This window comes from Kitasatospora sp. NPDC053057 (assembly GCF_044546945.1).
Classification (GTDB): domain Bacteria; phylum Actinomycetota; class Actinomycetes; order Streptomycetales; family Streptomycetaceae; genus Kitasatospora.
Genome location: NZ_JBITZP010000011.1, coordinates 1 through 23,405, shown reverse-complemented (window position 1 = coordinate 23,405; position 23,405 = coordinate 1). Strand labels below are relative to the sequence as shown.

The following is a 23,405-nucleotide window of genomic DNA, read 5'->3' as shown; positions in this document are numbered from 1 at the left end:
CCGGCCCCACCGACCGACCGCCACATCACCGACCACCCCGACACCGCAACGGCGGGAGCAAGGAGTTCACGGCGCCATGCAGACCGACGCGGGCAAATGGCTGTTCCGCCAACCATCCGAGGACGCCCCGGCACGGATCTTCCTCTTCCCGTACTCGGGCACGGGCGCGTCCATGTACCGCGCCTGGCCCGAGCGGATCGGTGAGGTCGAGGTGTGCCTGGTGCAGCTGCCCGCACGGGAGAACCGCATGCGCGAGCCGCACCCGGTCACCTACCAGAACCTGGCCACGGCGGCCGCGGCGGCCCTGGCGCCGCTGGTGGACCGTCCGACCGGCTTCTTCGGGCACTGCGGCGGCGCCCTCTCCGCCTTCGCCACCGCGCTGGAACTGGAGCGGGTGCACGGCAAGAAGCTGACCGCGCTCTTCATGTCCTCCCAACTCGCCCCGCACGAGGACCCGTTCGGCCGCTGGCTGTGGCTCGAGCGGGACGACCTCGCGGTCGAGCTGAACATCCTCGCCGAGGCGGCCGGGACCAGGATGGACCCGGACTTCCTCGACGTCGCGCTGGACGTACTGGAGGAGGACCTCGCGGCCCAGCGCCGCTACCAGCTCGCCGCCCCCGAGCCGCTGGCCTGCGCCGTGCACGCGGTCGGCTGGAAGCACGACGTGGAGATCCGCCCGGAGCAGCTCGGCGGCTGGGCCAGGTACGTCCCGCCCGGCCGCCACCACGAGCACCTGCTGGACGGCGGGCACCACGCCTTCCTCGCCGCCCCGCAGCCGCTGCTCGACCTGATGGGCCGCGCGATGACCCAGGAAGGAGCGGCGGCGTGAAGCTCACCGGACTGTGGGACCACGCGGACTTCCGCAGACTCTGGGCCGGCCAGACCCTGTCCATGCTGGGCACCAACATGGTGGCGGTGGCCGTCCCGCTGATCGCCTCCGTCAGCCTGGGCGCCTCGGTATTCCAGATGGGCCTGCTGCTCGCCACGGAGTTCCTGCCCTACCTGCTGATCAGCCTGTTCGTCGGGGTCTGGCTGGACCGGCGGCCGAAGAAGCTGATCATCGTGGCGGCGGACGCCGTCCGCTCGCTGATCCTGATCTCCGTCCCGCTGCTGTCCTGGGCGCACCTGCTGAGCGTCCCCCTCCTGCTGGCGGTGGTGTTCGGCACCGGCGCCTGCAGCACCGTCTCCGACATCGGCAACGCCTCGATCCTGCCCGCCCTGGTCGAGCGCGAGGATCTCGTCGAGGGCAACAGCAAGCTGGAGATGAGCAGTTCGGTCTCCAACATCGGCGGCCGGACCTTCGGCGGCCTGCTGGTTCAGCTGCTCACCGGCCCGGTCGTCATCATGGTCAACGTCTTCGCCTTCGGGCTGGCGGCCGCCTGCACCCTGCGCATCCGCAAGCGCGAGCCGGTGCCGGAGCGGCCCGCCGACGGCCGGCCGTCCTCGATGTGGAAGGAGATCGGCGAGGGCCTGGGCTTCATCTTCGGCGACCCGACGCTGCGTACCCTGGTGCTGGTCACCTTCCTGGTGAACTTCTCCGCCATCGCGATCGACCCGGTGTTCCTGGTCTTCATCACCCGCACCCTGGACCTGCCCGGCATCCTGGTCGGCGCACTGCTGGCCGGGACGGGCGTCGGCTCGCTGATGGGCGCCCTGCTGGCGGCCTGGCTGGGCCGGCTGCTGCCCTTCGGCCGGATGGTGGTCTGGATCACCGTGGCGATGACCGCCGTCGAACTGGTCATCCCCGCGGCGACGTTGATGCCCAAGGGCATCGCCTTCGTGATGCTGATGTTCGTCCAGGTCGCCTACGCCGCACTGGTGATCTCCAGCAGCATCAACATCCGCAGCTACCGTGCGGCGATCACCCCGGACGACATGCAGGGCCGGATGAACGCCTCCACCCGGATGATCGTGATGGCCGGGACCCCGTTCGGCGCCATGGCCGGCGGCGGGCTCGGCTCCCTGCTGGGCACCCAGTGGGCGATCGTGCTGTGCGCCGGCGGCCTCGGCCTGGCCGCCCTGCTGCTCGGCCTCTCCCCGGTCCGCAAGGTGTCCGGCATCCCCACCGAACTCCCCACCGCCGCCGTCACAGTCTGACGTTACGTCAGGTGTGGTTTCCCCCACGACCAGGAAGGCCAGGAAGGTTCTTGAACGACACCGATGCGGTCGGCCGCGCCACACTGGACGCCGTCTTCGCCCGCGCCCTGGCGGAGGAGGCCACCGCCTCGACCGCCGCCGCCCCCGCGTCCGCCGCCGTGCCGACCGCCCGCTCGGGCGACGGGCGGGCGCCCGCGTCGCTGGCGCAGAAGCGGCTCTGGTTCCTGGAGCAGCTGAACGGCCTCAACAGCACCTATAACGTCCCGTTCCGGCTCCGGCTGGCGGGCGAGCTCGACACCGACGCCCTGCGGCTCGCGGTCGGCGACCTGGTGGCGCGGCACGAGGGCCTGCGCACCACCTTCACCGGGGACGAGGACGAGGTCTTCCAACTGCTGCTCGACCCGGACGAACTGCCCTGGGAGCAGCTGGACCTGACCGACCTCGGCGAGGCGGCGGTGATCGGGCTGATCGAGGAGGAGAGCCGGATCCCGTTCGCGCTGGCCGGCCGGCCGCTGTTCCGGGCGAAGCTGATCCGGGCCGGGGCATCGGTGCACTACCTCGCCGTCACCATGCACCACGCGATCACCGACGGTTGGTCGGAGGGCCTGTTCTTCCAGGAGCTGGGCGCCTGCTTCACGGCCCGGGTCGGCGGCGCGCCCGCAGACCTGGCCCCGCTCACGGTGCGCTACGCCGACTACTCGGCGTGGGAGGCCGAACCGGCCACGGTGGAGCTCTACCGCGGCCAGCTCGCCTTCTGGCGCGAGCAGTTGGCCCGGCTGCCACAGGAGGCCGGCATTCCGGCCGACCTGCCGCGGCCGGTCCTGCTCAGCGGCGAGGGCGCCAGCGTCACCGTGCCCGTCCCGGCGGACCTCCAGCGGCGGCTGGCCGCCTGGGGCTCGGGGCACGAGGCCTCGCTGTTCGCCACCGCGGTGACGGTGCTGGCCGCGTTGCTGCACCGGTACAACGGCGAGGAGCGGGTGGTCGTCGGCGTGCCGGTGGCCAACCGGCCGCGGGCCGAGTGGGAGCCGGTCATCGGCTACTTCGCCAACACCCTGGCGGTGCCGGTCGACCTGGCCGGGGATCCGACGCTGCGCCAACTGCTGGGCCAGGTGCGGACGGTGGCGGCGGAGGCGCTGTCGCACCAGAACGTGCCGTTCGACCGGGTGGTGGAGGCGCTCGGCGTGGTCCGGGACCCGTCCCGCAACCCGGTGTTCCAGGTGATGTGCAGCGTCAACCAGGTCGTTCCGCCGCCGGAGCTGCCGGGGCTGGCCGTCGAGATCGTGGAGATGCGCAACGACTCCGCCAAGTTCGACCTGGAACTCGCGGTCAGCTACACGGCGGACGAGGTCGGCTTCACCTTCGACTACGCCACCGACCTGTTCGAGCGGGCGACCGTGGAGCGGCTCGCCGCCGACTACCTGGCCCTGCTGGAGGCCTTCCTGGCCGAGGGCGCGGCCAGCGTCGGCGGCGTTCCGCTGGGCGCGCACGGCCCGGCCGAGGTCGACGGCGCCGAGGCGGAGGTCCGCGACCGGTACGGCAACCGGGCGCCCGCCGGGGTGTACGGCGAACTGCTGCTGGCGGGCACGCCGAGCGGCCGCCGGGCCCGGGTGCTGGGCGACGGCACCGTCGAGTACGCCGCCGACCCGCGAGTCCCGCTCGCCCGCCCCGCCGTGGGATCCGCCGACGGCTCCAACGCCCCCGCGACCGAGACCGAGCGGGCGCTCGCGGCGATCTGGTCCCGGCTGCTGGGCACCGAGAAGGTCGGCCGGGACACCGACTTCCTGCGGGACGGCGGGGACTCGCTGCTGGCCACCCGGCTGGTCGCCCGGATCCGGCGGCAGTGGTCGGTCAAGCTCTCGGTGCGCCACATCCTCAAGACCCCGGTGCTCGCCGACCTGGCCAAGCTGCTGGACGAGGCCGCCGCGACCCCCGCCGAGGCACCCGCCCGCAGCGCGATCCCGGCCGCCTCCGGCCCCCGGCCCGAGGCGCTCCCGCTGTCCATGGCCCAGCGCGGAATCTGGATCGTCAACCGGCTGGGTCAGCAACAGGCCTTCTACCACATGCCGTTGGCGGTGCGGATCGACGGCGAGCTGGACCTCGCCGCGCTCACCGCGGCCGCGGCGGACCTCGGCCGGCGGCACGAGATCCTGCGCACGGTCTTCCCGGCCGACGGCGGCGTGCCGCGCCAGTCGGTGCAGCCGCCCGAGGCCGTCGCCCAGGTGGTCCGGGCGAGCGCCATCCACCCCAACGGCCTCCAGCAGGCGCTGCGGGACGCGCTGGAGACCCCGTTCGACCTGACCGTCGAAGTCCCGCTGCGGCTGCACGTGTTCAGCACCGGCCCGCGCTCCCACGTGCTGCTGGTGGACGTCCACCACATCGCCTGCGACGGCCTCTCGCTGGCCCCGCTCTGCCGCGACCTGGCCACCGCCTACGCCGCCCGCTCCGCCGGGCAGGCCCCGGGCTGGCACGAACTTCCCATCCAGTACGCGGACTTCGCGCTCTGGCAGGCGCAGCAGCTGGGCCGCGCCGAGGATCCGGGCAGCCCGTTCGGGCGCAGCCTGGAGTTCTGGGCCAAGGCGCTGGCCGGGCTGCCCGAGGAACTCGCCCTGCCGGGGGCGCGGCCGCGCCCTGCCACGCCGACCTTCCGCGGCCTGCCCACCCGGGTGGAGGCCGGCCCCGAGCTGTACCGGCGGATCACCGCCGCGGCCCACGAGCACGGCGCCAGCGTCTTCATCGTGCTGCAGGCCGCGATCGCCGCGATGCTCACCCGGCTCGGCGCCGGCACCGACATCCCGCTGGGCACCCCCACCGCGGGGCGCTCCGACCAGGCGCTGGACGAGCTGATCGGCTGCTTCATCAACACCGCGGTGCTGCGCGCCGACACCTCCGGCGACCCGAGCTTCCGCACCCTGATCGCCCGGGTGCGGGAGACCAACCTCGCCGCGCACGACCACATGGAGCTGCCCTTCGACGAGATCGTCACCGCCCTCAACCCGCCCCGCCAGAACGGCCGCAACCCGCTGTTCCAGGTGATGGCGAGCCTCAACGGCGAGCCCGAGCCGGTGCCGGCACTCGGCGGGCTGCCCACCGAGCCCTTCGACCTGGGCACCCCCGCCACCCCCTTCGACCTGACCTTCGAGCTGACCGAGGACCGCGCCCGCGCCACCATCGGCGGCGTCCTGACGGTCAGCGCCGACCGGTTCGACGAGGCGGCCGGGCAGGCGCTGGCCCGGCGGCTGCTGCTCGCGCTCGCCATCGCGACCGAGCAGCCCGACCTGCCGATCTCCCGGTGGGAGCTGCTGCTCCCGGGCGAGCGCGAGGCGGTCCTCGGCGAGTGGAGCACCGGTGCGGCCGCTCCCGAACCGGCCACCCTCGCCGAGCAGTTCGAGCGGGCGGTGGCGGCGGCCCCGGACGCGCCGGCCCTGGAGGCGGGCGACATCACCCTCTCGTACGCCGAACTGGACGAGCAGGCGAACCGGCTGGCCGCCGAACTGGTCGCCCGCGGGATCGGCCCGGAGCGCACCGTCGCGCTCGCCCTGCCGCGCAGCGGCGAGCTGGTGCTCGCGGTGCTGGCGGTCGCCAAGGCCGGCGGCGCGTTCCTGCCGCTGGACGTCCAGTTCCCGGTCGAGCGGCTGTCGTTCATCCTGTCCGACGCGCGGGCCGCGCTGGTGCTGACCGATTCGGCCGGCGCCTCCGCCCTGCCCGTCGGCGCCCCGACTACGCTGCTGCTGGACGACCCCGACCTGCTGGACGCGCTCGCCGACCACTCCGGCGAGCGCCCGGCGACCGCCCCGGTCGACCCGGCGAACGCCGCCTACCTGCTGTACACCTCCGGCTCGACCGGGCAGCCCAAGGGCGTCGTGGTCACCCACACCGGGCTGACCCCGCTCGGCGAGCGACTGCACGAGGTGGTGATGGCGGGGGGCCACGGGGAGCAGCCCCGGGTGCTCCAGCAGGTGTCCCCCACCTTCGACATGTATGTCCTGGAACTCCTGATGGCCTTCCGGTCCCGGGGCACCCTGGTGGTGGCGCCCGCGCACCCGGTGCTGGGCGAGGAGCTGGCCGTCCTGCTCGAACAGCGGCGGATCAGCCACGCCGTGCTGACCCCGACCGCCCTGGCCGCGCTGCCCGCCCGCGCGTTCCCGCAGCTGCGGGCGGTGGTCAGCGGCGGCGAGGCGATGGGCACCGACCTGGCGGCGCAGTGGGGGCGCGGTCGCCGGCTGCACAACGCCTACGGGCCGACCGAGACGACCGTCCTGGGCACCCTGTCCGGCCCGCTGGACGGGACGGTCAGCCCGCCGCTCGGCGAGCCGATCACCGGCTCCCGGCTGTTCGTCCTGGACGAGGCGCTGCGGCCCGTCCCGCCGGGCGTCACCGGCGAGCTGTACCTCGCCGGGGCGAGCCTGGCCCGCGGCTACCTGGGCCGCCCCGACCTGACCGCGGACCGCTTCCTGCCCTGCCCGTACGGCGCGCCCGGTGAGCGGATGTACCGCACCGGCGACCTGGCCCGGTGGACGGCCGACGGCGAGCTGCAGTACCTGGGCCGGGGCGACGGCCAGGTGAAGATCCGCGGGGTGCGGATCGAGCTCGGCGAGATCGAGGCCGTCCTCGGCGCGCACCGCAAGGTCGCCAACTCGGCGGTGGTGGTGGACGGTTCGGTGTCCTCGGGGCCGCGCCTGGTCGCCTTCGTCACCCCAGTGGACCCGGCCGATCCGGCCGCCCGGCCGACCCCGGCCGAGCTGCGGTCGCACTGCGCCCGCTCGCTGCCCCGGGCCATGACGCCCGCCCGGTTCGTGGTGCTCGGCGCGATGCCGACGCTGCCGTCCGGCAAGACCGACCGCAAGGCGCTGCGGGTCCCGCCGGAGGAGGGCGCCGAGGGCTTCCGCCGCCCGCCCGGCACCGCCACCGAGCGGGCGCTGTGCGGGATCTGGCAGGGGCTGTTCCAGACCGAGCGGATCGGGGTCGACGACGACTTCTTCGTCCTCGGCGGCCACTCGCTGGCGGCGGTCCGGATGCTCGCCGAGATCCACCAGGGCCTGGGCGTCGAACTGCCGTTGAGCGCCTGCTTCGAGCACCCGACGATCGCGGCGCTGGCGGCCCGGATCGACCGGACACCGCGGCCCGACACGGCGGAGCCGGCCGTGGTGCGCCGCCGCCGCCCGGCTCAGGGGTCCTGAGCCCCGGTACGGCAGCGCCGGCGGACCGCTTCCCGCCGTCCGCCGGCGCTGCCGTACGCCCTACTTCTCCTCGGGCTCGACCACGACCGCGAGCTCGGCCAGCGCGGCGTCCAGGGCCGCGCCCACCTGCTCGGGACCGTCCCCGACCGCGATCACGTGGCCCAGCCGGTCGTACGCCTCCCGGACCGGCCGCACCGGGCGGCCCACGGCCGCCGTCACGGTGACCCGCTCAACCCCGGCGACCGCGCCCGCCCGCTCGACGCCCTCGACCGCGTCCAGCCGGCCCGCCTCGGCGGCGATCAGGAAGCGGATCCCGGCGGAGCGCGACCGCTCCGGGGTCAAATTCAGCGGCAGGCCGGCGGCGGCGCGGATCTGCTGGCCCAGCAGGTCGATGCCGGTCGCGGGCCTGATCAGCTCCGGGATCATGCCGCCGGCCAGCCGGGCGTTGATCTCGATGACGGCCGGTCCGTCGGCGGTCAGCCGCAGTTCGACGTGCGCCGGGCCGCGGTTCAGCCCGACGGCCTCCAGGCTGCGCCGGGCGGTGTCGGCCATCGCCGCGGCCGTCTCGACGGGGAGGACCGCCGGAAACAGGTGCCCGGTCTCCACGAAGTACGGCAGCTCGCTGACGGTGCGCTGGGTGATGCCGACGCAGACCGCCTCGCCGTCCGCCCAGAACATCTCCGCGCTGAACTCCGGCCCGGTCAGGAACTCCTCCACCAGCACCGTCCCGGCGCTGGCCTGGCCGCGCACGTTGCGGGTGACCGCCAGCAGCTTGCGGGCCTGCCCGGTCGCGGTGGCGACGTCCCCGCACCACAGCACCTCGTGCGAACCGGACTCGTCGACCGGCTTGACCACGCAGGGCAGGCCCACCGCCGCGACGGCCGCCTCGACCTCGGCCGGGTCGCGCACCTCGGCGAACCGGGGCTGGCGCACCCCGTGCGCGAGCAGCGTGCGCCGGGTCGCCGACTTGTCCCGGCAGGCCGCCAGCGCCGACGCCGGGTTGGCCGCCACCCCGAGCCCCTCGGCCAGCGCGGCCGCCTGGACGAGGTAGTACTCGCTGGTCGTCGTCACCCCCGCCACCTCGCGGTCGCCGGCCGCCTCCTCGGCGGCCTTGCGCAGCGTCTGCGGGTCGTCGGTGTCGCAGACCACGACCCGGCAGCCGGTCTCCGCCAGCCCCTGGTAGCGGGCCGGGTCCACCACGAACAGCACCGGCTCCAGGCCGAGCCGAACGGCCGTGGTGAGCGCGAGCATGCCGGTGCCGGTGGTGTTGGACTCCACGAACAGCAGCAGCGGGCGCTCCCGGCGGGGGATCTCGGCGTACGACCAGCTGTGCACCAGCTCGCCGTAGCGGACGGGCACCGGCTCGGTCGCCACCGCGGGCTCGACGGCGTCGGGGGTGACGGAGGCGGTGGAGGCGGCGGCGTACACGGTGTCGACGTACCGGTCACCGCGGTCCGGCATGATGCCGACCAGCCGGGTGCCGGGCTCGGCGTTCGCCGCCAGGTGGGTCAGCACCCGGTAGACCGAGCCGGAGGTGTTCCCGGCGAAGATCTTCTGCTCCCGGGCCAGCGCCCGGGTCGCGGCGAAGGCCTCGTCGTCGGAGAGCCAGTGCACCTCGTCGATCAGCCGGTAGTCGATGTTGTCCGGGTAGAGGCTGTTGCCGAGGCCGGACTGACGGCGGGTGGGCACATCGGGCTGGCCGAACAACACGCTGCCGACCGCGTCGACGCCGACCACCTTCAGCTCGGGGAAACGTTCCAGCAGGGCCCGGGACGTCCCGCACAGCGACCCGCCGCTGCCGACCGATCCCACCACCACGTCCACCGTCCCGAGGTCGGCGACCAGCTCCTCGGCCAGGCCGCGGTAGGCCGCCGGGTTCTGCGGGTTCGAGTACTGCTGCGGCCAGAAGGCGCCCGGCAGACCGGTCATCAGCTCGGCCAGCAGGTCCAGCCGGGCCGACTGCCAGCCCTGCTCGCCCATCGCCGACACCACGTGCACCTCGCAGCCCAGGGTGCGCAGCTTGGCCAGGGTGATCGGGTCGATCCGCGGATCGGTGACGATGTGCACCGGGTGGCCCAGGTGGGTGCCCACCAGCGCCAGGCCGAGCGCCATCGTCCCCGAGGAGCTCTCCACGATCGGCGCGCCCGGCTTCAGCACCCCGGAACGGCGGGCCTCGGTGACGACCTGCCGGGCCACCCGGTCCTTCATCGCGAAGTTGTTCGCCAGCTCCAGCTTCGCGTACACCTCGACGCCCTCCGGCGCGGGCACCCGTAACCGGACCAGTGGCGTGTGACCGATGGCCTCGACGATCGATTCATGCCGCATGAGCTAGCTCCATGTCCTGAAGGGTCAGGGCCCGGACCGTGGTGGTGGTGCCGGGCAGGGTCGAACAGGCCGCCACGGCGGCGGCCAGGCGGGGCCCGTGGTCGGCGTCGTTCTCGTCCAGCAGGAGGCCCAGCAGGGTGCCGCTGTGCGCGCACACCACCCCCGCGGCGCCGATCCGTTCGGCGATCGCGAGCATCGCGTCGAGGTTGCGCTTGGGCGCCAGGCGCTGGTTCAGCACCGCGCTGCGGGTCGTCACCGCCCCCACCCGGGCGAGGTCGCCGGCCCGCACCGCCGCGGCGAGTTCCGCCAGCAGGTCCGCGTACTCGGCGCAGTGCGCCGGGGAGAACACCTTGGGCACCCGGTTGAACGCCACCGTGTCCAGCAGCCCGCCCTCGTCCACCGCGACCACCGTCGCCGCCGGGAGGCCGCCGAGGCGCTCGCGCAGCCGCACCTCGCGGTGCTCGAAGGCCACCACCCCGGGGTGCATCACCCCGTCGGTCGGCTCGATCGGGCGCAGCCAGCGCTCCACCGTGGCCGGGGAGGTGTCCAGGCCAACCGCGGCGCCGACCGCCCGTACGGTGGCCACCAGGTCGGCCGAGGAGCTGGCCATCCCCTTGCCGACCGGCAGATCGCCGTCCAGCAGCAGCACCCCGCCGGCCGGCCGGCCGCAGGAGGCGAGCATCGCCTCGGCGACCCGCCGGGTCTTGGTCTTGTGCGAGGGGAACACCCGCAGCGGGCCGCCCGGGTCGAGGCGGAAGCGGGCCCGGGCCCAGCGGTCGACCGGCAGCGTCACCAGGAACTCCGGGCCGCCGGGCAGCGCGCCCTGGAGGAGCTCGCCGAAGGTGCCGAAGGCGCGGGCCGAACCGGTCCGCAGGTCGACGCCGGGGCGGGGGGAGGCGAAGGAGGGGCGGCGCGGGGGCTCGGCCGGGGTCACGGGCCGGGGCGGCGGCGGGGTCAAGGGCTGGGGCGGCGGCGGGGTCAAGGCCGTTCCGCCGAGGTGCCCGCCGAGGGCGCGAGCAGCGCCGCGACCCGGTCCGCCGCCGCCCGTACGGCGGCGTCCCGCTCCGCCCACCGCCCGGTCAACCGCTCGTGCTCGCCGAGGAGTTCGGCGAGGGTCGCGCGGACCTGATCGGGGTGGGTCGAGCCGACCGAGGTCTTGGCGCGCAGCCCCGCCTCCACGGTCAACGACGCGGCCAACAGCGCCCCGGGGCCGGCCAGTCGGTGCCCGGCCTCCTCCGCGATCGCCGAGAGCAGCGCGGCTTCCCCGTCGGCCGGGGCCAGCCCCTTGTCCAGTGCGGCCTTGATGTAGCGGCCCGCGATGATCTGCGCCGTGCGCCACGGCACGCCCTCGTCCAGGGTCAGCCGGTTGGCGAGGGTGAAGCCGCCGAGGAACTCCCCCTCGCAGGCCGCGCGCATCCGGTCGGTGCGGAACTCCAGCCCGGTGACCACGGCGTGCGCCAGCCGCAGGGTCGAGCGCAGCGCCTCGGTCTGCACCCGCAGGTGCGCGCCGGCCTCCTTGGAGACCTCCACGGTGTTGGTGTACGGGGTGTTGCGCTGCGCCGCCGCCAGTTCGGCCGCGCTGCCCGCCACCAGCGCGCAGCGGCCGCGGATCCGCTCCAGCACCGGGAAGTTCTTCTTCTGCGGCATCGCGGCGGAGATCCCGGAGAGCTCGTCCGGGAGGTCCAGGAAGCCGTGGGCGCTGCCGCCCCAGGCCATCAGGTCGGTGGTGAAGCGGCTGAGCGCGACGGCGAAGTTCGCCGCCTCGGCCGCGATGGCCAGCGCCCAGCCGCGCGAGGCGACGGCCACCAGGGCGTGCGGCTGGGGCCGGGCGAAGCCGAGCAGCCCGGCCATCCGGGTGCGGTCCCAGGCGAGTTCCTGGCCGGCCATGCTGCCGGCGCCCAGCGGCGAGGCGTCGATCTCGTCGTACGCGGCCAGCAGCCGGCGCACCGCGGCCAGCGTCTCGCTGGACAGCGCGGCCAGGTAGAAGCCCGGGCTGACGACCTGGGCGGCCTGGGCGTGGGTGTAACCGGGCATCGGCACCTCGACCGCGCCCGCCGCCAGCTCGCGGACCGCCGCGTCGAAGGCGAGCAGATCGGCGGCCAGCGCCCGCACCTGCTCACGGGCGGACAGCAGCTGGGCGCACACCTGGAGGTCGTTGCGGCTTCGATCGACGTGCCAGGCCGCGAACGGCGCGAGCGGGCCCGCCGCGACGTGCCGCTCCAGCGCGAAGGAGATGTCCGACATGTTCTCGCGCGGGTTCGCCCGGACGGTCTCCGCCGACACCCCGTCCAACCGGGCCGCGATCGCGGCGGTGCCCGCGTCGTCGACCAGCTCCATCCGCCGGTACTCCAGCAGCAGCACCTTCTCGATCGCCACGTAGTGCCGCAGCAGGTGCTCGGCCTCGTACGCGAACTGCGGTGCCAGCACCTCCTCGTGCCACACCTCACTCGGTATGCCGACGATCCGACCGGTCACCGTCATGTCGTGCTCCTCAGAAGAACCGATGGGGCGGCCCGGCCCCCGTGGGGGGCCTCCGGCCCGGACGGTCCGCGGCCGCCGGCGGGAGAACCGGCGGTCCGCTCGTCGTGGGCCGGTCGGGGCGGCCGGGTCGCGGCGGCTCCGGGCAGCAGGGACAACAGCAGGGACAGCGGTGTGGCCGGCTCGGCGAGGGCGGCCGCGAGCAGCGCCAGGTAGTCGTCGAGCAGGCCGCGGGCGGTGGCGGGGGCGAACAGCGCGGGGTCGTAGACCAACCGGGCGGCGCGCCCGGCGACTTCGAGCAGCAGGTCGTCCTCGGCGAAGCCGCACGGGGGGCCGGGGTCCGGGCCGTCCGTCAGGGTGAAGGCGATCTGCCGCGCGGGCCGGAAGGCCTGGTCCTGGTGTTCCCAGGCGGCCGACGCAACGCCTCGGGCCCGGTCGACCAGTTCGGCGAAGGCCGGGTCGCCGGAGGTGTCCAGGCGCAGCACCACCGTGCCGGCCAGGGCGCCGACCAGCGACAGCGTCTCCGGCCGGTGCCGCCCGGAGACGGGTACCCCGATCCCGTGGTCCGTCCGGCCGGAGCGGTCGTGCAGCAGTGCCGCGTAGGCGGCCAGCAGCAGCACGGCGGGCGCTGCGTCGAGCCGGTCGGCGCCCGTCCGCAGCGCGGCCGGCAGGCCGGGCGGGAGCTCGGAGCGGACCTCTGCGGCCGCGAAGGCCGGTACAGCCGGGCGCGGCCGGTCCAGCGGGATGCCGTGCCCGTGCGGTAGGCCGTCCAGCTGCTGGCGCCAGAACTCATCGTCCTGCGCCCGGCGTTCGGCGCCGGGCCCGGCGTGCTGGTGGTCCGCGTAGCTGGCGAAGTCCATCGGCGGCTCCGGCAGCACCGGGGCACGGCCCTGCTCCGAAGCCGCGCACAGTTCGGCGAGTTCGGCGTTGAGCAGGAACAACGAGGCCTGGTCGCAGACCAGTTGGTGGGCGACCAGCACCACCGCCCAGTCCGCCTCGCCGAGCCGGACCGCGACGGCCCGCCACAGCGGTGCCCGGCCCGGGTTGAAGGGCTGCGCCACCGCCTGGTCGGCGAGCTCGGCCAGCCGCTCGGCCCGCTTGCCGTCGTCCGGCCCGCCGAGGTCGGTGAACTCCACCGGGAGGTCGATCCGCGGGTGCACGACCTGGCGCAGCCCACCGCCCAGCACCCGCAGCGAGGTGCGCAGGGCGGTGTGCCGGGCGGCCAGTTCGCCGAGGGCGGCGCGCAGTCGGGCCTCGTCGATCGCGGCGCCGAGCCGGAAGGTGTCGGCCACGTGCTGGAGCAGCAGGCCTTGGGAACGGCGGCCGGTCAGCCAGACCAGTTCCTGGCCGTGGGCCGCGCGGGCGATGCGCTCCCCGCCCGCGCCGGGCACGGCCGACCCGGTGGTTCCATCCGCCATCACAGTTCCTGATCTCGTCGTTCCAACCTGTCGCGGACCGGGGCTCGTCTCGTGGATCCCGTCGGACACGGGGGCGCGTCATGCCACCGGGCCGTCACACCCCGGCGCGCGTCAAGCCACCGGGCCCGTCACGCCGCGGCGCCCGTCAAGCCACCGGGCTCCCGATCCCGGCGCGAATCGCCCGGCTGATGGCGTCCAGGTTGTCGTCGAGGAAGAAGTGGCCGCCCGGCACCACGTGTTGGGCGAACGGTCCGGTGGTGTGCGCGGCCCAGCCGGCCGCGTCCTCGGGGCGGGCCGAGGCGTCCTCGGCGCCGACGAAGGCGGTGATCGGCACCGGCACCGGCGGTTCGTCGCCGCAGTCGTACGCGTCCAGCCAGCCGAAGTCGGCCCGGCAGACGGGCAGTACGAGTTCCAGCAGGTCCGGCTCGTCCAGCACCAAGGCGGGCAGGCCGCCGCCGCGGACCAGCCGCTCCAGCATCTCGGTGTCGGGGAGTTCCGACAGGCCGTCGAAGATGTCGTCGCCGCGCGGCTGGTCGGGCCGGGCGCAGCCCGACACGAAGAGGTGGACGGGCAGTTCGGCCCCGTCCCGGCGCAGCCGGCGGACCACCTCGAAGGCGAGGAGGCCGCCCATCGAGTGGCCGAAGAGCGCGTACGGCCGGTCGGCGGAGGCCGCGACGGCCGCCGCGATCTGCTCCACGTCCACGGCCGCGGGCTCGCCGATGCGGCGCTCGCGGCCCGGCAGGGCCAGTGCGGTGACCTCGACGTCGGGGCCGAGCGCGGCCGGCCAGCGGGTGTAGATGGCCGTGGCGCCGCCGGCATAGGGGAAGCAGACGAGCCTGACCGGCGCCTCCGGACGCAATTCTCGGGAAACGAACCATTTGTCGGGGAGTATCTGGCCGTTCACGGGCGCCATCCAGGAAGTCCGGCTTTGGGCCCGAGGTCGTCCGGAAAGTCCATGGTCTCCGAAGCGGCCTTTCTGGAAAAGATGCCAGAACTCATTCGATCCGCCACTGGATCGCCGCTCTGCGGAGGCCGGTTGTGCCGCCTGGTCGGTTCTGCCATCGAGGATGATGAATTGTGTGCCGATCAACCGCTGATGACTGTACCTCAGCTGAGTGAGCACGCTCAATAGTTGGCGATAATCGGCCAACTGCGTGGCAGCGCCCCCTCCTGAATGGGCCGATTCGACAACCGGCCCACCCCGGTGGGGAATCGGGGTGCAACTCGCGGGGAACTCGCATTGGGTTATCCGTCGACGCGTCCCGCGGCGCCACCGGGCGGACGCGACCCGCCCGTGCGGGGCCGGGGCGGCCGGGTCGGTCCGTCCACGACCCGACCGAACCGGCGCCGCCGACGCGAACGGGCGTTAGCATGCCGAGGCGGCGCCGAGCACCGGCCCCGCCCGTCCGTCCGTCCGTCCGTCCGCACGCCTGCCCGCCCGCAGGTCCGCCCGCCCGCCCGCGGCGGACCTGCCACCGCCCCGAGGAGTTGACGATGAGCGGAGCCTTCCCGCTGTCCCGGACCACCGATCCCGCCTCCGAGACGGACCGCCGAGGCATCCTCGCCGCACCGGGGTTCGGGAGGTTCTTCACCGACCACATGGCCACCGCCGTCTGGACCTCCGCCACCGGCTGGCACGACCGCCGGATCGGGCCGCTGGCCCCGTTCTCGCTGCACCCGAGCGCCGCAGTACTGCACTACGCCCAGGAGATATTCGAGGGCCTGAAGGCCTACCGCCACGCCGACGGCAGCGTCTGGCTGTTCCGTCCCGAGTTCAACGCCCGCCGCTTCGCCCGCTCCGCGCGGCGCCTGGCCCTGCCCGAGCTGTCCGAGGAGGACTTCCTCACCAGCGTCGAGGAGCTGGTGCGCGCGGACGAGGCCTGGGTGCCGACCGCCGACGGCAAGGGCAGCCTCTACCTCCGGCCGTACATGTTCGCCTCCAAGGCCTTCCTCGGCGTCCGCCCGGCCGACCACGTCACCTACTCGGTCATCGCGAGCCCGGCCGGCCCCTACTTCCCCTCCGGCGTCACCGGCATCTCCCTCTGGGTGAGCACCGAGTACACCCGGGCCGGCCGCGGCGGCACCGGCGCCGCCAAGTGCGGCGGCAACTACGCCGCCAGCCTGGCCGCGCAGACGGAGGCGCAGCAGCACGGCTGCGACCAGGTGCTGTTCCTGGACGAGACCGGCGGCGAGGGCGGCCTGGAGGAGTCCGGCACGATGAACCTCTGCCTGATCACCGCCGCCGGTGAGCTGGTCACCCCCGCCCTCGGCACCATCCTCGACGGCCTGACCAGGGACTCCGTCCTCGCCCTGGCCCACGAGTTCGCCCTCACCCCGGTCGAACGCGCCATCACCCTCGCCGAGTTGCGCAGCGGAGCCGCCGACGGCACGATCACCGAAGTCTTCGCCGCCAGCACCGCCGCCGTGATCACCCCCATCATCGCCTTCAAGGGCCGGGGCTACGAGTTCACCATCGGCACCGGCGCCCCCGGCAAGCACACCCTCGCCCTGCGCGAACACATCCTGGACATCCAGTACGGACGCACCGAGGACACCCACGGCTGGCTGCACCGGGTGCTCTGATCCCCTGGAGGGTCAGGCCGTCAGCGGGCCCGGGAGCGGGCGGGAGTGGAGCAGGTCCAGCCGGGACACCGCGCGGGTCAGCACCACGTAGAGCCGGTGCAGTCCGCGCGGTTCGGCCTCGACGATGGCGGCCGGTTCCAGAACGATCACATGGTCGTACTCCAGGCCCTTGGCCAGCGAGGCGGGCAGGGCCGTCACCCGGGCGGTGGTGCCAGCGTCCTCGGCGGAGGCGCTCGGGATCCCGGCGGCCCGGAGCGCTGCGGTGGCCCGGGCCAGCGTGTGGTCGGCGGCGATCACGGCGATCGAGCCCTCCCGGGCCAGCGCGGCCCGCACCGCGGCGACGACGGCCTCGTCCAGGTCGGGCGCCGGGCGGACGGTCACCTCGCCGTCCCGGCGCAGTGAGACGGCCGGCGGCACGTCCACGTCCAGGGCGCCCAGCAGTCGGTTGGCCAGCGCCATGACGGCGGCCGGGACGCGGTAGCCGGTGGTCAGCGGCACCAGGGCCGCCTGCGGCTTGCCCAGGTGGGCGAGTTGCTCGGCCCAGTCGCGGGCCGACCAGGGGGCGGTGGCCTGGGCGAGGTCGCCCAGCACGGTGAGGGAGCCGAAGGCGCTGCGGCGGGCGATCGCCCGGCACTGCATCGGGGAGAGGTCCTGAGCCTCGTCCACCACCACGTGGCCGAAGCTCGCCGGCCGCTCGATCAGACCGGCCACCTCGTCGAGGAGCAGCAGGTCGTGCTCGGACCACTTCGCGCTCTTCTCCGAGCGCGGCGGCTTGCGCCACAGGACGGCCGCCTGCTCCTCGGCGTCGAGCACGCCGTCCGCGGCCTCGGCTAGCGCGGCGGGGTCGCCGAGCAGCGCGGCCACCACCGCTTCCGGGCGCAGCGCCGGCCAGGCGGCCTCCAGGAAGGCCGCGACCGGCCGGCAGCGGCCGACCTTCCCCTGCCAGGTGGCGTTCTTGACGTCGGTCCGGCGTTCGGCCTGGTGCTGGACCAGCGCCACCACCCGGGCCCGGACGTTCTCCCGCCCGATCGCATACGGCGGCGCCTGCTCCCGAACCTCGGCGACCAGCCGGTCGAGCCGCTCGCCGGGCACCCGCCAGCGGTAGGAGCCCTCCGGGACGACCAGCGGTTCGGAGCCGGCCGCCCGGATCCGGCCGTACAGCGCCCGGCGCAACACCACAGCCATCCGGGCGTCCTGCTTGATCGCGGCGGCCCGCTCGCCATCCACCGCCGTGACCGGGCGGGTGGCGACCAGGTCCTCGACGGTGCGCTGGGAGACGTCGAGCTCGCCGAGGGCGGGGAGGACTGCGGCGATGTATCGCAGGAAGGTCCGGTTGGGACCGATGACCAGCAGGCCGCTGCGGCGGATCCGCTGCGGGAAGCTGTAGAGCAGGTACGCGGCGCGGTGCAGGCCGACGGCGGTCTTGCCGCTGCCGGGGGCGCCCTGAACGCAGACGGACTCGCCCAGTTCGCCGCGCACCAGTTCGTCCTGCTCGGGCTGGATGGTGGCGACGATGTCGCGCATCGGCCCGGTGCGCGGGCGCTCGATCTCGGCGGCGAGGATGCCGCCCGGCCCGTTCGCCGTGTGCTGCCCGGCGTCGCCGAGGTGTTCGTCCTCCAGTCCGGTGAGGTCCTCCGGCCGGCCCGGGCTCGACGGCGCCCAGCCGAACCGACGGCGCCCGGCGAGTCCGAGCGGGTCGTGGGCGCTCGCCCGGTAGAACGCCCGGGAGACCGGGGCGCGCCAGTCGATCACCAGCGGCGGCACGGTCGGGTCCTCGGAGACGCGCTGACGGCCGACGTAGTAGCGCTGCCCCCGGTGGTCCCCCGCCTCGGGGGCGTCGCCGAAGTCGAGGCGGCCGAAGAAGGCGGGGCTCTCCGGCAGCTCCTTCATCCGCTTGGCGCGGGTCCGCAGGTACCGGCCCAGGGCTTCGGCGCTCGCGCCGTCGCCCGAGACGTCCTCGGCGGCGATGACCTGGTGGTCGGCGTCCTCGACCTGCCGGGCCATCGCCGCCCGGCAGACCTCGACGTAGCTCCGCTCGCGCGCCAACTCACCGTCGAGGCCCAGGGCTTCTGACGTCATCGTTTCCTCCGCGCTCGGCTCGGCTGCTGTTCGGAGGAACCATCTAACTTAACTTGGTAAAGATTCTGACTTGGTCAGAACGTGAGGTCTCAGGACACCAGCGGCCCCTCCGCGATCTCGGTCAGCGTGACGGTGCACAGCCCGCCGCGCTGGGCCCGCACGTCCGTGACCTCCAGCTGGGTGCCGGGCAGCAGGATGTACTCCTCCTCCCCCGTGAACGCCGAGAACCGCTGGATGCCCGTGGCGCGCAGCGGCCGCACCTCGAACAGCGTCCGCTTGCCCCGGCTGCCGAGGAAGGACTTCGCCACGCCGAGCTCGGACGTGCAGGAGGACACGCCCCACCACGTCACCGTCCGCCCGAGCGGGTACTGCTTGCGCAGGTCCAGCGACACCCCGCGCCAGAGCGGCTCGGTGCGGACCGGCAGCTGCGCCACGGCCGCGAACAGCAGCCGCAGGTACGGCAGGTACGGGACGAGCCGGCCGCGGTCCGGGGAGCGCAGCACCGCGTTGATCTCCCGGTAGAACGCGGACTCGCAGGTGTAGAGGTACAGCGCGGCGATCGCGTCGGCGGACAGGCCGGAGGCCGCCGACTCGTCCGCCCGCCGCTTGCCGAAGTCGTGCGACAGCGCGACGTGCCGGTCCAGGCCGCGGAGCAGCCCGGCGACCGGGGCCACGGCCTCCCGGAAGTCCATCAGCGGAGTGTCGAACACCCCGCTGATCGCGGGCAGTTCGAGGCCCTCGTCCTTGACGCTCGCGAGCCGGTCCAGGTAGAGCTGGTGCAGCTCCATGGTGGAGGCGATGAACGCGCCCATCCGCTCGGCGACGCCGCCGTCCGCGCCCTCGCCCTGCGCCGCGGCGGCGTTCCAGCCCTTGCTGGGCAGCCAGTCGATCTCGTCCGCGCCGAGCGAGGCGAGGGCGGAGTTCACCGTGGCGAAGTGGTCGTTGTCGCAGAAGATGTCACCCTGGGCCGCCGGGTTGGCGTGGTCGATGTGGCGGACCTGGACGTCGGGGTACTTCTTCTCCAGCCGCCGCACGACGCTCTTCAGGCTGCGCGCCTGCGCACCCCACCAGGCGAAGACGACGCCCCGGTCCTCCTCCCCCGCCTGCTGCTTGGCCCGGAGGATCTCCTCGACGATCCGCTCGGCCACGGGCCGCCAGAATCCGGTGTGCTCGTCCGGGCCCATCGAGCCGTCGGCGCTGGCGGTGAGCGCCGCGTTCAGCAGCAGCACGCCCTGGGTCAGCATCGCCTGGAACCACTCCGGCGGCTGGACCGTCTCCTCCTTCTTCAGCAGCGCGCGTATGTCCGCGATCGGCGTCTTCTTGGGGATGCCGTACTTCCACATCGCCGCGGCCTTGATGATGCAGCGGATGCTGATCACCCGGCCGAACTGGCTGTCCTTCCAGTCGTGGAAGGCGTTGTCGAACATGGCGATGCCGGTGGCGCTCTCCGGCCGCGGGTACGGGTTCTGGCCGAAGACCACGACCTTCCACTGGTGCGGGGCGTGCGGCTTGAGCGCCTGGAAGGTCAGCTCGCGGACGGGCACGACCTCCGGGCTGCGGCCCGGGCCGATGAACGAGGCCGCGCCGGGCTGCGCCTCGATGACGGGCTTCAGCACCGGGAGCCACGGCTCGCCGCCGCCCTGGAACAGCTCCGCGAGGGCCAGCGGGTCGTTCGGGTCGGCCTGGACGGGGGTGGAGGATTCGGCAGCGCTCATGGCGGTACTCCGGCTGGATCGGGATCACGGAAAAACAAAATGACGGCTCGTCAGCTCCCTGGCGGACAACACATTCCTAACAGCCGGGACTGACAATCCGGGGTGGCCGGCCGACGGCGGACGGATTGTCAGTGCCGCGCGCTAGCTTCCTGATCGACAGCGGGAAACAGCTCGACGAACGACAGGAGTGGCAGCATGACGACGGACCGCGCGCAGTCCCCGCTCAGGGTGGTACTGACAGACCTCAACGCGACGGTGGTCGAGTCGTGGCGGGCAGCCTTCGCCGACGTCCCCGACGTCGAGATCCGGCACGGCTCGATCCTCGCCGAGAACGTCGACGCCTGGGTCAGCCCGACCAACTCCCGCGGCCGGATGGACGGCGGGACGGACGCGGCGATCAAGCGACACCTCGGGGCGGGCATCCAGCTGAAGGTGCAGCGGGCGATACGCAACCGGTACGCGGGCGTGCTGCCGGTCGGCAGCGCCGTCTGCGTGCCGTCCGGGGCCGTCAACCCGAAGTTCCTGATATCCGCGCCCACGATGCAGACCTCCTCGCAGAACGTGAGCGAGACCCTGAACGTGGCCCTCGCCTGCGCGGCCGCCTTCCAGGCCGTCCACCGGCAGAACCGGCTGGCGCCGGGCAGCATCCGGTCGGTGGCGCTGGTCGGCATGGGCGCCCAGACCGGGCGGGTGCCGGCCCGGGTGTGCGCCAACCTGATGTGGACGGGCTACACGCTCTTCAACGACCACCACTTCGAGGACGACGACGACCTGCGCGCCACCGTCCTGGCCCAGTTGGAGGATCTGGAGCAGGCGGCCCCCACCACGCGGGTGCGCATCGCCGCGCCGACCGGCCGCGGCCGGTCCCGGAAGTAGCCGCAATAGCGGAAGTAGCCGCCACCGGGCGGTAAATCGTTTCCGAACGGCCCTCCGCCTGGTCTAGGTTGAGGCTCGTAGCCGGATGATCACATCCGGCCCGCGTACGTTCGACCGGCAGGAGAGAGCGCCATGGCAGACACAGTGCAGGAACTGAGCGGGGTGAAGGTGCTCGTGTGCGACCCAGCAGGGCCCGCGATCACCACCGTGCAGGACGCACTGGATCTCATCGGCGCGACGTACGACGGCGCCGAGATGGTCGCCGTGCCCGCCGACCGGCTGGACGACACCTTCTTCGTCCTGAGCACCGGGTTCGCCGGCGAGGTGATGCAGAAGTTCGTCAACTACCACGTCCGCCTGGCCATCCTCGGCGACATCTCCCGCCACCTGGAGGCCAGTTCGGCGCTGCGCTCGCTCGTCCTCGAGTCGAACCAGGGCTCCCACATCTGGTTCCTCGCGGACACCGACGCCCTCGCGGCCCGGCTGCAGCCCGCCGCCTGACCTCGCTGCGAACCTCGCGCCGCGCCGGCCCTCCGGCGCGGCGCGCGGCGTTTCCGGGCACCCCCGGGATCTCCCCCTCAGCCGGCCGGCAGCGCGAGCCGGATCCAGCGCTCCGCCTCCGCCGTGGCCACCGCCACGTCGAAGGCCTCCGGCGCGGCCGCCGCCTGCACCACCAGCCCCTTGAGCAGCCCCACGAAGGCGAACGCGAAGGCCCGCGCGTCCACCCCGGCCCGCACCTCCCCCTCGGCCAGCCCCTGGCCGACCACGTCCGCCGCCCAGTCGCGCGTCCTGGCGTCCAACTCGGCCACCGCGGCCGTCAGTTCGGAGGCGCCGGCGAGCGCCTCGGCGCCCAGGACCACGAAGGCCCGGCCCAGATCGGTCGGGTTCCGTACGCCCTCCAGGCAGCCCCGGGCGAAGCCGCACAGCTCCTCCGCCGCCCCGGCGCCGCTGCGCTCGGGCGCGGCCGCCGCCATCGCCTCGGCCAGCGCCTCCTCCTGGAGCCGGGCGAGCAGTGCGGCCTTGGAGCCGAAGTAGTGGGTGGCCAGGCCGCGACTGAAGCCGGCCTCCTCCCCCACCCGCGCCAGGGTGACCCCGGTGCTGCCGTGCTCGGCGATCAGCCGGGCGGCGGCGGCGAGCAGCGCACGCTCGGCGTGGGCGCGCCGCTCCGCCTGGGTGCGGCGGGATGGTGTCTCCTGCGGAGCTGCGCCGGGGGTGACCGCTTCATCGTGCGTGGGCATGGCACCATGCTAGGGTCGAACTTGCTTGTTGGCTAACAAGCAAGTTCGGGATGGCGTGACACTTCCCCGGCCCGCCGCCCCCGGCAGAAGGGAACTCCCCATGACCGCCACGATGCTCGCCGGCCGCCTCGACGTCACCAAGGGCGCATTCGCCGTCGAGGAGGTGCCCGTCCCGGTGCCCGGCCCGGGCGAGGTGCTGATCAAGGTCGAGGCCGCCGGCGTCTGCCTCTCCGACGTCCACCTGATCGACGGCACCCTCAAGCCGTTCTTCCTCAAGGGCGACAAGGTCACCCTCGGCCACGAGGTCGCGGGCACCGTCCACACCCTCGGCGAGGGCGTGACCGGCGCCGCCGTCGGCGACCGGGTGCTGCTGCAGGCCGGCGAGCACCGCGACGGCAGGGTGCTCACCCGCGGCGTGGACTACGACGGCGGCTGGGCCGAGTACGCGCTCGCCACCGCCACGACGCTGGTGCCGATCCCGGACGAGCTCCCCTTCGAACAGGCCTGCTTCATCCCCGACGCGGTCTCGACCCCCTGGGCCGCCATCACCACCACCGGTGCGGTCCGCCCGGCCGAGGCGGTCGGCGTCTGGGGCGTAGGCGGGCTCGGCGCCCACGGCATCCAGTTGCTGCGGGCGATCGGCGCCTTCCCGATCGTCGCCGTCGACCCGCTCCCGGCCGCCCGCGAGCGCGCCCTCGCCTTCGGCGCCGACACCGCACTGGACCCGGCCGACCCCCAGTTCACCGAGCACCTGCGCGCGGCCACCGGCGGCCGGCCGCTCTCCGCCGCCTTCGACTTCGCCGGCGTCGCCCCGGTCCGCGAGCAGGCCATGGCCACCCTCGGCGAGCGCGGCCGCCTGGTGCTCGTCGGCCTCACCGACAAGCCGCTGACCATCACCAACGGCACCCTGGTCAGCTACCTGCGCCAGCAGATCCTGGGCCACTACGGCTCCGACGGCCAGGACGTCATCGACCTGGTCAACCTGGTCCGTGGCGGCCGGCTGGACTTCGCCCGCTCGGTGAGCGGCACCTTCCCGCTGGCCGACGCCGCCCGCGCGGTCGAGGCGCTGGAGCGCAAGGAGGGCAACCCGATCCGCCTGGTCCTCAAGCCCTGACCCGGAAGCCCTGCCCCAGGTCCCACCCGCCACACCCAGGGTCCCGCGGACCAGGCCCTGCACCTGCCCGACTGAGCTGGGCACGGCACCAGTGGGGGGGGGGGGGGCGGCCCCCCCGGGGGGGCCCCCCCGCGGGGGGGGGGGGGGCGCCGCCCCCCCCCCCCCCCCCCCCCCCCCCCCCCCCCCCCCCCCCCCCCCGCCCGCCCGCCCCCGGACGGCCCGGACGGTCCGGCCGCGGGCTCGGCGGCGTCCCCGGCCGACCCGGCGGGCTTCACCCCGGACCCGACCCGGCTGACCGCTCCCCG

General features: G+C 74.2%; 15 protein-coding genes. 7 read left to right on the top strand and 8 right to left on the bottom strand.

Translation table 11 applies throughout. The features are described from left to right. The first annotated feature begins 76 nt into the window (after positions 1-76). Genes ACIG5E_RS14515 through ACIG5E_RS14505 form a run of 3 tightly spaced genes read left to right on the top strand, consistent with a single transcriptional unit; the run spans position 77 to position 7,274 of the window. Positions 77-829 (top strand): thioesterase II family protein, encoded by a 753-nt coding sequence (locus ACIG5E_RS14515; RefSeq protein WP_396533738.1) that lies wholly within the window; start codon positions 77-79, stop codon positions 827-829. Continuing rightward, positions 826-2,097 carry an MFS transporter gene (locus tag ACIG5E_RS14510; RefSeq protein ID WP_396533737.1) on the top strand — a complete coding sequence of 424 codons (1,272 nt, stop codon included), beginning with the start codon at positions 826-828 and terminating at the stop codon, positions 2,095-2,097. Before ACIG5E_RS14515 ends, ACIG5E_RS14510 begins: the two co-directional genes overlap by 4 nt. 50 nt (positions 2,098-2,147) lie before the next feature. After that, positions 2,148-7,274 carry an amino acid adenylation domain-containing protein gene (locus ACIG5E_RS14505; RefSeq protein WP_396533736.1) on the top strand — a complete coding sequence of 1,709 codons (5,127 nt, stop codon included), beginning with the start codon at positions 2,148-2,150 and terminating at the stop codon, positions 7,272-7,274. 60 nt (positions 7,275-7,334) lie between these two features. Here ACIG5E_RS14505 and ACIG5E_RS14500 read toward each other — a convergent pair whose 3' ends face one another. The 5 genes from ACIG5E_RS14500 to ACIG5E_RS14480 all read right to left on the bottom strand — a co-directional run bounded on the left by ACIG5E_RS14500 (position 7,335) and on the right by ACIG5E_RS14480 (position 14,399). Further along, a complete protein-coding gene (locus tag ACIG5E_RS14500) occupies positions 7,335-9,599 on the bottom strand; it encodes a pyridoxal-phosphate dependent enzyme (RefSeq protein WP_396533735.1) in 2,265 nt (754 codons plus the stop codon). Further along, positions 9,589-10,533, bottom strand: a complete 945-nt coding sequence (locus tag ACIG5E_RS14495) for a kinase (protein WP_396533734.1) — start codon at positions 10,531-10,533, stop codon at positions 9,589-9,591. Before ACIG5E_RS14495 ends, ACIG5E_RS14500 begins: the two co-directional genes overlap by 11 nt. Before the next feature lie 44 nt (positions 10,534-10,577). Beyond that, positions 10,578-12,080, bottom strand: coding sequence for a lyase family protein (locus ACIG5E_RS14490; RefSeq protein ID WP_396533733.1), 1,503 nt, complete (start codon positions 12,078-12,080; stop codon positions 10,578-10,580). After that, the gene (locus ACIG5E_RS14485) at positions 12,077-13,495 is read right to left on the bottom strand and encodes a condensation domain-containing protein (RefSeq protein ID WP_396533732.1); all 1,419 of its coding nucleotides are present in this window, start codon (positions 13,493-13,495) and stop codon (positions 12,077-12,079) included. The genes ACIG5E_RS14490 and ACIG5E_RS14485 overlap by 4 nt, the downstream gene beginning before the upstream one ends. A gap of 145 nt (positions 13,496-13,640) precedes the next feature. After that, positions 13,641-14,399, bottom strand: coding sequence for a thioesterase II family protein (locus ACIG5E_RS14480; protein ID WP_396533731.1), 759 nt, complete (start codon positions 14,397-14,399; stop codon positions 13,641-13,643). Positions 14,400-14,989: 590 nt separating this feature from the next. On the opposite strand from ACIG5E_RS14480, the gene ACIG5E_RS14475 reads away from it, so the two are divergent. Further along, a complete protein-coding gene (locus ACIG5E_RS14475; RefSeq protein WP_396533730.1) occupies positions 14,990-16,078 on the top strand; it encodes a branched-chain amino acid aminotransferase in 1,089 nt (362 codons plus the stop codon). Between the two features lie 12 nt (positions 16,079-16,090). On the opposite strand, the gene ACIG5E_RS14470 is transcribed toward ACIG5E_RS14475, so the two are convergent. Next, positions 16,091-18,157 (bottom strand): HelD family protein, encoded by a 2,067-nt coding sequence (locus tag ACIG5E_RS14470; RefSeq protein WP_396533729.1) that lies wholly within the window; start codon positions 18,155-18,157, stop codon positions 16,091-16,093. A gap of 89 nt (positions 18,158-18,246) precedes the next feature. Next, entirely contained in the window at positions 18,247-19,872 is a 1,626-nt protein-coding gene (locus ACIG5E_RS14465) for an ADP-ribosyltransferase domain-containing protein (protein WP_396533728.1), read from the bottom strand. Positions 19,873-20,067: 195 nt separating this feature from the next. Between ACIG5E_RS14465 and ACIG5E_RS14460 the strand changes: the two genes are divergently transcribed. Continuing rightward, entirely contained in the window at positions 20,068-20,748 is a 681-nt protein-coding gene (locus tag ACIG5E_RS14460) for a macro domain-containing protein (protein ID WP_396533727.1), read from the top strand. A gap of 132 nt (positions 20,749-20,880) precedes the next feature. After that, positions 20,881-21,249, top strand: a complete 369-nt coding sequence (locus tag ACIG5E_RS14455) for a DUF4180 domain-containing protein (protein ID WP_396533726.1) — start codon at positions 20,881-20,883, stop codon at positions 21,247-21,249. Between the two features lie 77 nt (positions 21,250-21,326). On the opposite strand, the gene ACIG5E_RS14450 is transcribed toward ACIG5E_RS14455, so the two are convergent. Further along, on the bottom strand, positions 21,327-21,986 hold the full coding sequence (locus tag ACIG5E_RS14450) for a TetR/AcrR family transcriptional regulator (RefSeq protein WP_396533725.1): 660 nt from the start codon (positions 21,984-21,986) through the stop codon (positions 21,327-21,329). A gap of 100 nt (positions 21,987-22,086) precedes the next feature. Between ACIG5E_RS14450 and ACIG5E_RS14445 the strand changes: the two genes are divergently transcribed. Then, positions 22,087-23,100, top strand: coding sequence for a zinc-binding dehydrogenase (locus tag ACIG5E_RS14445; RefSeq protein ID WP_396533724.1), 1,014 nt, complete (start codon positions 22,087-22,089; stop codon positions 23,098-23,100). Positions 23,101-23,405 lie beyond the last annotated feature (305 nt).